The 8,622-nt window shown below is 48.1% G+C and carries 7 protein-coding genes and 1 pseudogene; 3 read left to right on the forward strand and 5 right to left on the reverse strand.

Annotated features, from left to right (window positions below; translation table 11 throughout):
• Positions 1-3 precede the first annotated feature (3 nt).
• Both F459_RS0111255 and F459_RS0111260 read left to right on the forward strand, forming a co-directional pair.
• Positions 4-636 carry a 3'-5' exonuclease gene (locus F459_RS0111255; RefSeq protein WP_020612822.1) on the forward strand — a complete coding sequence of 211 codons (633 nt, stop codon included), beginning with the start codon at positions 4-6 and terminating at the stop codon, positions 634-636.
• The gene (locus F459_RS0111260) at positions 633-1,562 is read left to right on the forward strand and encodes a ribonuclease Z (protein ID WP_020612823.1); all 930 of its coding nucleotides are present in this window, start codon (positions 633-635) and stop codon (positions 1,560-1,562) included. The genes F459_RS0111255 and F459_RS0111260 overlap by 4 nt, the downstream gene beginning before the upstream one ends.
• A gap of 18 nt (positions 1,563-1,580) precedes the next feature.
• On the opposite strand, the gene F459_RS0111265 is transcribed toward F459_RS0111260, so the two are convergent.
• Positions 1,581-2,756, reverse strand: coding sequence for a GGDEF domain-containing protein (locus tag F459_RS0111265; RefSeq protein ID WP_020612824.1), 1,176 nt, complete (start codon positions 2,754-2,756; stop codon positions 1,581-1,583).
• A gap of 59 nt (positions 2,757-2,815) precedes the next feature.
• On the opposite strand from F459_RS0111265, the gene amrB reads away from it, so the two are divergent.
• Positions 2,816-3,667, forward strand: a complete 852-nt coding sequence (gene amrB / locus F459_RS0111270; protein ID WP_026294995.1) for an AmmeMemoRadiSam system protein B — start codon at positions 2,816-2,818, stop codon at positions 3,665-3,667.
• Here the strand turns inward: amrB and F459_RS0111275 are convergent.
• The 4 genes and pseudogenes from F459_RS0111275 to F459_RS24140 all read right to left on the reverse strand — a co-directional run.
• Positions 3,655-5,328 carry a motility associated factor glycosyltransferase family protein gene (locus F459_RS0111275; protein WP_020612826.1) on the reverse strand — a complete coding sequence of 558 codons (1,674 nt, stop codon included), beginning with the start codon at positions 5,326-5,328 and terminating at the stop codon, positions 3,655-3,657. The two genes, amrB and F459_RS0111275, sit on opposite strands and share 13 nt — an antisense overlap.
• Positions 5,306-6,907 (reverse strand): 6-hydroxymethylpterin diphosphokinase MptE-like protein, encoded by a 1,602-nt coding sequence (locus F459_RS0111280; protein WP_020612827.1) that lies wholly within the window; start codon positions 6,905-6,907, stop codon positions 5,306-5,308. Before F459_RS0111280 ends, F459_RS0111275 begins: the two co-directional genes overlap by 23 nt.
• 2 nt (positions 6,908-6,909) lie before the next feature.
• A complete protein-coding gene (locus tag F459_RS0111285; protein WP_020612828.1) occupies positions 6,910-7,860 on the reverse strand; it encodes a hypothetical protein in 951 nt (316 codons plus the stop codon).
• A pseudogene (locus tag F459_RS24140) lies at positions 7,857-8,622 on the reverse strand (hypothetical protein); the annotation flags it as partial. The gene F459_RS0111285 and the pseudogene F459_RS24140, both read right to left, overlap by 4 nt.

An 8,622-nucleotide genomic window follows, 5' to 3' on the forward strand; every position in this document is an offset into this window, starting at 1 on the left:
CTTATGGATCAACAACAATCTTTTTTTGATTTCGCGGCCCCGCGGTTGGGGGAGTTGCTTCCGCAGAATGTTGAGTTTGTTTCCTTCGATTTTGAGACAACAGGCCTTGATTCGTTTCGCGATCGAATTCTTGAAATAGGTGCTGTTTCTTGGCGGCAAGGTAAAACAAAAGAGACCTTTAGTTCTTTAGTACGTCCAGGAATACCTGTACCTCCTGCATCCACGGCTGTTCACGGTATCACAGATGATGATCTTCTCGATGCCCCGGATGAAAAGGGAGCTCTTGTTTCCTTTCTTAGATTCATTGAGGGTAAGGTTGCTGTTGCTCATAATCTTCCCTTTGATTATGGTTTTTTGGAATCATCTGTTGATCGACTTGGACTCTCTTTGGGGGATACCCTTTTCGTCGATACCCTAACGCTCTCCCGAAGGGTGTATCCCGGGCTCCCCAGTTATGCGCTAGGAAACCTGATAACGTTTCTCAATCTTTCCCAGGAGGATGCGCATAGGGCCCTCTCGGATGCCAGCGATTGTGGCAGGCTTTTCTTTCGCTGTCTTGATGAAGACAAGCAGATGCTGAAGATGACGATTGATGAATTGATTACCTATTCCAGGAGCAGGAAATATAAGCGATGAATCTTGAATGCTTTGTACTCGGAACGGGAGGCATGATGCCGCTTCCCGGTCGACATCTCACTTCAGCATTATTGAGGCGGGATGGCGACCTTTTTCTTTTTGACTGCGGTGAAGGTACCCAGGTCTCTTTACGAAAACTTAATCTCCGTTGGAAGAAGATTTCGGCAATTTTCATAAGTCATACACATGCCGATCATGTGACCGGATTACCCGGAATCATGATGCTTTCGAGCCAAGTCGATAGAGAAGAACCTCTTACCATCATCGGCCCGCCTAAAATTAGGGAGTATGTTGAAACGGCGAGGAGCGTTCTCGATATGTATATTAATTACGAAGTCATCATAAAGGAGATTGACGCTCCCTGTGAAGTATACCGCGGGGAGGGGTATGCGGTTCGGGCATTTCCTCTTCTCCATTCCAAGCCCTGTGTCGGTTATGTCCTGGAAGAGGATACCAGACCGGGGATTTTCCATCCTGAGCGGGCGGCTGAGCTGGGGGTCCCCAGGGGCCCTCTGTGGTCGCATTTGCAGCGGGGTGAGGTTGTCCAGGCGAGCGACGGCACTTCCGTTTTCCCTGAACAGGTAATGGGGGATAAGCGTTCCGGCCGGAAGTTTGCTTATGTTACGGATACCAAGTACATCCCCGAGATCGCCTCTCAGGTTTCCGATTCCGACCTTCTTATCTGTGAGGGGATGTTTCTCAGTGACCTTGAGGAGAGCGCCGCTGAGAAAAAACATCTTACGGCAAAGCAGGCTGCGACGATTGCCAAGGATGCAGGCGGTATTAAAAGAATGGGACTCATTCATTACAGCCCGCGCTATACAATGCGCGATTTGCGTACATTACTAAAAGAGGCGAAGACGGTTTTCCCGGAAACGTTTCTTACAGAAGATCAACAGCAAATAGAAATACCCTATGATGATTAGTTAGCTTACGGCGTGGGCCTAAGAATCACCGGGATTCAGAACAGCCGGAACACCGCCTTTTTTGGCCAGGTATTCTCTGAACTTGCCAGGATCCGGACGGAAACCGATAATGTTACTTTCCATATCATTCTTGGCACGCTTTAAGGCGATGGACGCTTCTTTGATAAGCAATTCTCCTTCTATCAACCGTCCGCTACGACTACTGAGACCGGCAAAAAGAGAAACTCCCTTTTCATTTTCTATCTTATCAAGAAAATCTTTCAATTGGTCGATGGCCCCGAGCAACGGGGTATTTGGAAGGATAAGGGCGAAACTTGTAACATCAAATTCAAAGGTCATGTCACGCATCGGAAAGATCCTTGAAAATTCATCGGCGAGGTGACGATATGCTTCGGTCTCCACTGGACCGCAATCAACAATGGCCAGACTCAACTCTTGCTCGAAACTTGCCGAACGTTTAAGTTCATTTGTTAAACGGTCGGTTAGAAAATCCTCCCAGCAGAGTCCGCTCCGTGGGGAATAGAGAGATACGCCCGTTTCATTGGCTTCAGGCACAGGCACTGCTTCCTTTGTTTCTGTTTCTTCGGTATGCCTTTTTTTCGGTAGTATCTGGGGTTTCGAGCCATTTTCCCGCCCGACCGCATCAACCGCTTCCGATGATTTCTGGGTTCCAAGGAGGATGACCAATAACACGGCAAAGACAAAAGTGGCGATAAAGAGGGATCGGAAAATCAAAAACAACTGATTCGGATCAATGAGCGCATAATAAGCCGTAGCGGTAAGCTTCTCTTCCCGAATCGGCGAACGTTCCTGGTAGGTAACGGACGGAAACGTGCCGGGTCTGAAAGAAATATCACTGCGATTAAGCGTTGAACTGTGCGGAATACTTGAAAGAAAGGCAGCAGTTCTGGCATAAAGATACTCAACGGCCCCATCGTCCTTCGTTACATAGAGCAACTGGAGGGATCTATTTCCCTCTGCAAGCGGACGAAGATTGGTGGAGATTTCCTTTCCTGAAATGGTATCCGTAGCAAGCATTGAGAAGGCTCTCCCGCTTAGGGTTGCAAAATGCCGGGCGGAACCACTCTTGCTCTTATGGATGGTCAGTGTCAGAGAGATCACAAACCATGCAAGAAGAAAGATGAGGACAAAGACAGCAATTCCGATTGTTGTACGCGCCGTGCTCTTTTTCATGGGCCTTATTATAAACAAAAACCTTTGCGAATGTAAGTTATTCTTTTATTATTGTACATATGAAGGGGAAAAAAGTACGTAAACGAGGCTTACCGACAGGATGGTATCCTAATCTGGAACGTGAGGTGATCAAGCAGATCACGGATTGGGAAGCCACTGATGCCGAGTCACACCTTGATAAGGTCTTTGCGTCTATTATACCTCATGCCGGGTGGACATTTTCCGGAGCCCTTGCCTGGAAAGGGATACGTTTATTGAATGAGGATGCCGAGTCTGTTATTGTTGTCGGCGGGCATCTTTTCGCTGGATCTGGGATCTTGATGGCCTTTGAAGATGCGTTTGATACACCTCTCGGCCTTATCCCGGCAGATATCGGCTTTCGTGATCTTCTGCTTGAGGAACTTTCGGGAAAGGTATCTGTTCGTGAGGATACAAGCATCGATAACAGTGTTGAGATTCACTTACCGTTGATAAAGTATCATTTTCCTAAGGCTAAGCTGATTTGGTTGCGAGTAGGGTCTGGTGATGAATCCCTCGTTTTAGGGGAGTGTGCGGCTCGGCTTGCGATGGCTGAGGGAGGGGCAACCGTTATGATCGGCTCTACCGATTTGACACATTACGGCCCTGACTATCATTTTATGCCTGCCGGAACAGGAGAAGAGGCCTATCGGTGGGTAGAAGCCAATGATGCCGAAATGATAGAAAAAATGGTCAGGATGGAAGAGCGAGAGGTCCTTAGGCGGGGGGAAGAGGATCGTTCTGCCTGCTCCTCAGGTGCTGCTGCGGCCGTGATTCGATTTGCTCGTATGATCGGAGCGATGAAAGGTGAGAGGCTTGCCTATTCTAATTCATATACGCTCTACCGTGCCCCCTCCTTCGTCGGATATGGTTCCGTTGCCTATGGAAGGTAGGAGTCTATAACCTCGAGTGTCCATGCTTTTGCTTTGTTGAGGATTTTTGCACCGGGAAGGGTTGTTCTGCTTTGTGGTTCTTCTTTTCGAATAGCGGCACATGCAGGGAACAGAGTGAAGCTCAGCTCCCTCTGTGTAAGTGAAAGATGCGCCATATGTGCGGTAAACGATACATCGGCCTTCGGAAGGGTCGCGACACGGGCACGATACTCACGAAGAAAATCATTCCATGAACCATTGCTTTTTCCTGCTGAAAAAAAGGTTCCAACGATGTTGTTTTCCCGGCGATGCCTGACGGACGATGGAATATCGATCGGCAGGCCCTCTCCTGCATGATGAATCAGTTTACTTCCTATTTTACCGGAGAGTAAGGCCAGTCGGTTACGATAACTCACCATAGGTCTGGTGGTATATCTGATTTTTTTACCCACATATTCTTTTGTCAACGTTTCGTTGCGAAAAATGAATTCGATAAATTGATGTTCGGCAGGAAGGATCCTTTCCGATTGCGAGTGGAAGAAGGGATAGAGGTAGGTGCCCCTGGCGTAGCTTTTTCCCTCCGGGTAGGAAAAATCGGCTCCGTAGATATGAATCTCTTCGGCACCGAGACTGTTTGCCAGAGAGACTGCTGCATGGCTTACATTTCCCCCCGATGTATCGATAACGGGGAAACGACGCCAATGGGCGTTGAGATACTGGCTAAAGGGATGACCGCTTGTAAAAAAGAAGGGGCGATCCGAAAGCCTTGAGAGAAAAATGGGTGAGGCGAGATCAAGGACAAGAGGAATTTCTCTTGGAAAGCCTTTAAGAAAATGGTGATAGGTGATGTGCTGGCAATCGATGGAAATGACAAGATCGGGATGGATATCCTCCTGAAGGAGCGCTGGTAACGAGGTGTCTGTGGCGATTAATGTATCATCGCGACCTCGCTGCTTTAACAGGGGAATAGCCTTTTCAAGGCTGGGCCCGGCCCCCGTTATGTGTGCCTTCCGTATCGGCGGGATTGTCGTGATTGCATGACCGGCTGCATCAAGATTCCGTACCGAGTTGGTAAACCATCGCTTACCGAAGTAGGACTGGACCGAGTAATCTTCAGAAAGTGATTCTATTGTTCCTGCGACTACAGAAGCAACCGTATCGAAGAAGGATTTTGCTGTTTTTGTTCTGCTACGGAGAGGGAGCACACGAAGGTCTCCGGAGACGGCCGGAAGATAGGATTCCAGAAGCGTTTGTTCCACTTCGGCCTTGTCGGGCTCCACCAGCCATTGTACCCGGGGGTCGAGAATGAGTTCTTTCAAATCAAATTCAGAAGCAATCGATTTTAGAAATGAAAGGCTTTCTTCTATGATAAGAATTCCCGAAATATCGTTCCTGCGGAGGTACGGGGCAATATGATATCCCCCTGCAAATCCGAGAAAAAGCAGAAAACCGCCTGCCGACTGATATTCGTAAAAGCGTTCACCCTCACGAATGGGGTCAACTTTGGAATGAAGGGGAAGCTGTGCCCCTTCGTGAAACAAAAGGGGAACCTTACTACCCCTCTTTGATCGTATGAAGGTGAGCTTCGGTGTAGAGTTCGCCTTCCCCAGTGCGATGGAAAGTTTGGGATCAACGGAGCTGAAAGCAAACATATTTCGTTCAAGGAAGGTGCTTTTTGACATGTTCGATCATCTCCTCGATAGGCACTATTGCTTTTCTGATGCGTTCTTTTGAGACATCATGCAGATCACAGTCGATCATGGTAAAAAGGTTGATAAGTCGGTGTTCTTCAATACTTCGCTTGCTCGGTGCTAAGGAAAGGAGTGTACGGAGTTCTTGATCCCGAAGCTGTTTCATCGTATTGAGTCTATTTTGAAAGTTATTCAAAACTATTGTTCGGATAATCTCGAAATCGATGGTCCTGGTTTTATACACAATACTGTGCTGACCGGATACTTCATTCGCGAGGAGCTGTTCCAAAAACGTAATCTCTTTATCTCCCGGAAGGGGAATCGAGCAGGATGATCTAATACGACTGATGTCTTTGCCATCCGTTCGATTGGAAAAAAAACGGGCATAGAGCGAAAGAGCGTTTGAACTTTTTTTCAGGCCGGATCCTGAAAATCCCTGTTCAAGCGAACGGATGAATCGCCTGTGCAGTTCCGGTTCATAGCGATAGATTCCCGAGGCGATAAGTGGATCGAAGGTGTGCGGCTTGACATGAAAACGAAGATCAGATGCGGCAAGATCCAAGCCGACAAAGAAGATGGGTCCTGCAGCAATCTGATTCAGAAGATCAAAGGCATTTGCAGCAACGGTTCCGCGGGCGGGTAGGTGAATGAGCGATGGACTTTCGGCGGCAAAAGGAGAATCTTCTTCGATAAACAGCCCATGCACATATCTATCGTTTTCCTCCTGCTTCTGATGAAAAGGGGCCGATGTCAATGAAGAGAAAAGAATCGGTTTTTGTTTTTCTTTCTGCACGTGGGATAGGTTGTGAAGATGAAGTGTGGCCCAGTACCCAGCATCGGCATGCATAATAAGATCTGGAGAAAGGCCTGCTTCATGAAGTGCTTTCAGACTTGAAGGAAGAGCACAAAGAAAGTAGAAATCCCTATACCGGGCGAGCAACGGAATAAATTCCGACAAACCCGGCCCCGATGCAGCTACAATCGTCGGACCCTGTATCGAGGTTATCATGTGTAAGGGCCCTTGCACATAGTCGAAGGCTAAGTGGGCAAGGCCGTTTTTTAGCCATCGGCGAGCAAAAACACGACTGGTAGTATAATTTGCCGAAAGAAGGTCCGCTCGCTCTGTTATGACTCGGATGACTTCCTTACTCCACCCGGGATAGGCCCGGAGTACCGGACTCCAGTGGAGAACGCGCAAATCTTGAACGGCATGATCAGGAATACAGTCGTCAAGAAACAACTGTAGCGTGGCAAGATTCTTATCTTCCCACCGATACATTCCTTTTTGCACCATCTCATCGGGAGAAACGTTTGACTGAACTAATCCTCGTTCCGGTGAAAGAGAAATGATATGCGCTTGCGGAAATTTCTCATGTATCGCAGTAGCGAGGTAAGCAAAAAGATCGCCAATAATGATTATCCAGGAAAAAAGGGAACATGGAGAGAGCCGTTCGGCAAACTGGTAAGCTTCGCGGAGGGGATCATATTTTGAGTGGATCAAATAGTTCTCGATTTGAGCCGTTAACGCACCATTTTTGGAACGAAAAAGCCGAAGGGCACTCTGATTCATTTCTATTTTTGATCGATCTCAGGAAAAAGTTCCCTCACTGAAAGGCCGTCGTCCGGCAGCTGAGCCGTTGAAAAAGGCAGCTGAGGAACTTCATGTAACGGACCGAAACGAGAACGAAGGGCTATCGTTGCCTGGTGAATGACAGTTCCCAACCTTTGCTGCGAGATCGATGGCATAAGAACCAGTATATGTGCTTCAGCAAGCTCTATTACCTGGCTGTCTGGAAAAGATTCTGTAAGTTGGCCTCTGGTAAAAGCCACTCCACGGTGAAGCAACGCAAATGGATCGGCGTTTTCATTACGTTGTTTTAAAAATTGCAGGAGCTGTGAGCACTCTATTAAGGCTACGGAAACGGATCCGTGCTTTTCCGTTAATGCGGTGACAATGCCGTTTGCCTCTTCGTGACTGTGAATATGTTCTTCACCGTCGGAAAAAAAGAAGCTTGAATCTTCTATCCCTTTGAGAAAATGCGAGGGAAAGGAGGGCGGAACCGTAAAGAGGTAATCGTCGCCCTCTGTTATAAGGATTAAAGCAAAGAGCGCGGCTTTTACGCGTCCGGGAATTAGCAATATCCGGTCCAACATCGAAAATTCCCGTATAGAAAAGTAAGGTCGGAATTGAGTAACTTGTGATGTCCTGTATACCTGAGGCCTCTCAAGGTCGTAGTCGTGAAGAGGAAAACGAAGTCGGCGAATTGTTGTCACATCGTAGCCACAAGATGCGACATGTACCAAAGAGGTCGTGTCCTGGTCAAGAAGGAGAAGCGCTCCCTTCTCAACCCGGAAACTTTCTATGAAACGATTAAATAAAGGAGCCGGAGCGTCAATGGTTTTCGGAACGGCCAGTACCGAATCGGTAAACGAAGAATCTGCCTCTTTAAAGAAAACTTCTCGTTTTTTCAATTCGGCAGCGGATAAAAGCCCGCCGCCCAATTGCGAATCTCTATCGGTCATGCGTTTAAGCCAAGTTCATTGAAGAGCCGTTTATATACCTCAAAGTGTTCGGAGTTTGCAAACTCCTCAATCTTTTCTTCCGGAAGACTCTCAAGAAGGTGATCCATGTAACTAAGTACCGATTTTATCTCTTCTTTTAGTTGAGGGGACATCTCGTCGACCTCGACAGACTCCTGCATCTCCGGCAACTCGATATCGATGGGTACGGATTCCGACGGCTCTGCAGCAATCGGTTCTTCGCCTTCTTCCTGCTCTTCCATAGGAAGAATATCATCCTGGTCGATAAGAAGTTCTTCAGTTTCAGGGACTTCAGTCTCAACCTCTTCCAGGCTTATCTCTTCGGGCAGCTCTTCTTCTTCGATCGCTTCTTCCTGCAAAGGTTCGATTTCCGCTTCAAGGTCGAGGGCTTCCAGTTCGGGAGCCTCTGCCTCTGCCTCTGCGGGGACCTCTACATCTTCGAACGGCTCTTCTATCTCGTCGAGAAAATCTTCCGGTGCGGCTTCGGGTTCAAGAGATTCCAGTTCGATCTCCGGCTCAAGCTCAACTTCGGGTTCGACCGGCTTTTCGTGTTCAATCGGTTCTTCGTGTTCCGGAAGGTCGAAGTCGGTCAAGCCGTCGATATCGCTCTCCAGGTCACCGAGGTCAAGCTCCTCTTCGGAGGTTTCAAAGTCGCTGAGGTCGAGCTCTTCGATCTCGGGAAGATCGTCGAACTGATCGAGTTCAGTCTCGCTCTCGTCGGCGGATTCGGATTCGGGTTCTGCT

Origin of the sequence: Sediminispirochaeta bajacaliforniensis DSM 16054, assembly GCF_000378205.1 — a bacterium.
In the GTDB taxonomy this organism is placed as follows: domain Bacteria; phylum Spirochaetota; class Spirochaetia; order DSM-16054; family Sediminispirochaetaceae; genus Sediminispirochaeta; species Sediminispirochaeta bajacaliforniensis.

Coding starts and splice junctions, on each gene's coding strand:
- F459_RS0111255 (WP_020612822.1), top strand. CDS start 4: ATGGATCAACAACAATCTTTTTTTGATTTCGCGGCCCCGCGGTTGGGG.
- F459_RS0111260 (WP_020612823.1), top strand. CDS start 633: ATGAATCTTGAATGCTTTGTACTCGGAACGGGAGGCATGATGCCGCTT.
- F459_RS0111265 (WP_020612824.1), bottom strand. CDS start 2,756: ATGAAAAAGAGCACGGCGCGTACAACAATCGGAATTGCTGTCTTTGTC.
- amrB (WP_026294995.1), top strand. CDS start 2,816: ATGAAGGGGAAAAAAGTACGTAAACGAGGCTTACCGACAGGATGGTAT.
- F459_RS0111275 (WP_020612826.1), bottom strand. CDS start 5,328: ATGTCAAAAAGCACCTTCCTTGAACGAAATATGTTTGCTTTCAGCTCC.
- F459_RS0111280 (WP_020612827.1), bottom strand. CDS start 6,907: ATGAATCAGAGTGCCCTTCGGCTTTTTCGTTCCAAAAATGGTGCGTTA.
- F459_RS0111285 (WP_020612828.1), bottom strand. CDS start 7,860: ATGACCGATAGAGATTCGCAATTGGGCGGCGGGCTTTTATCCGCTGCC.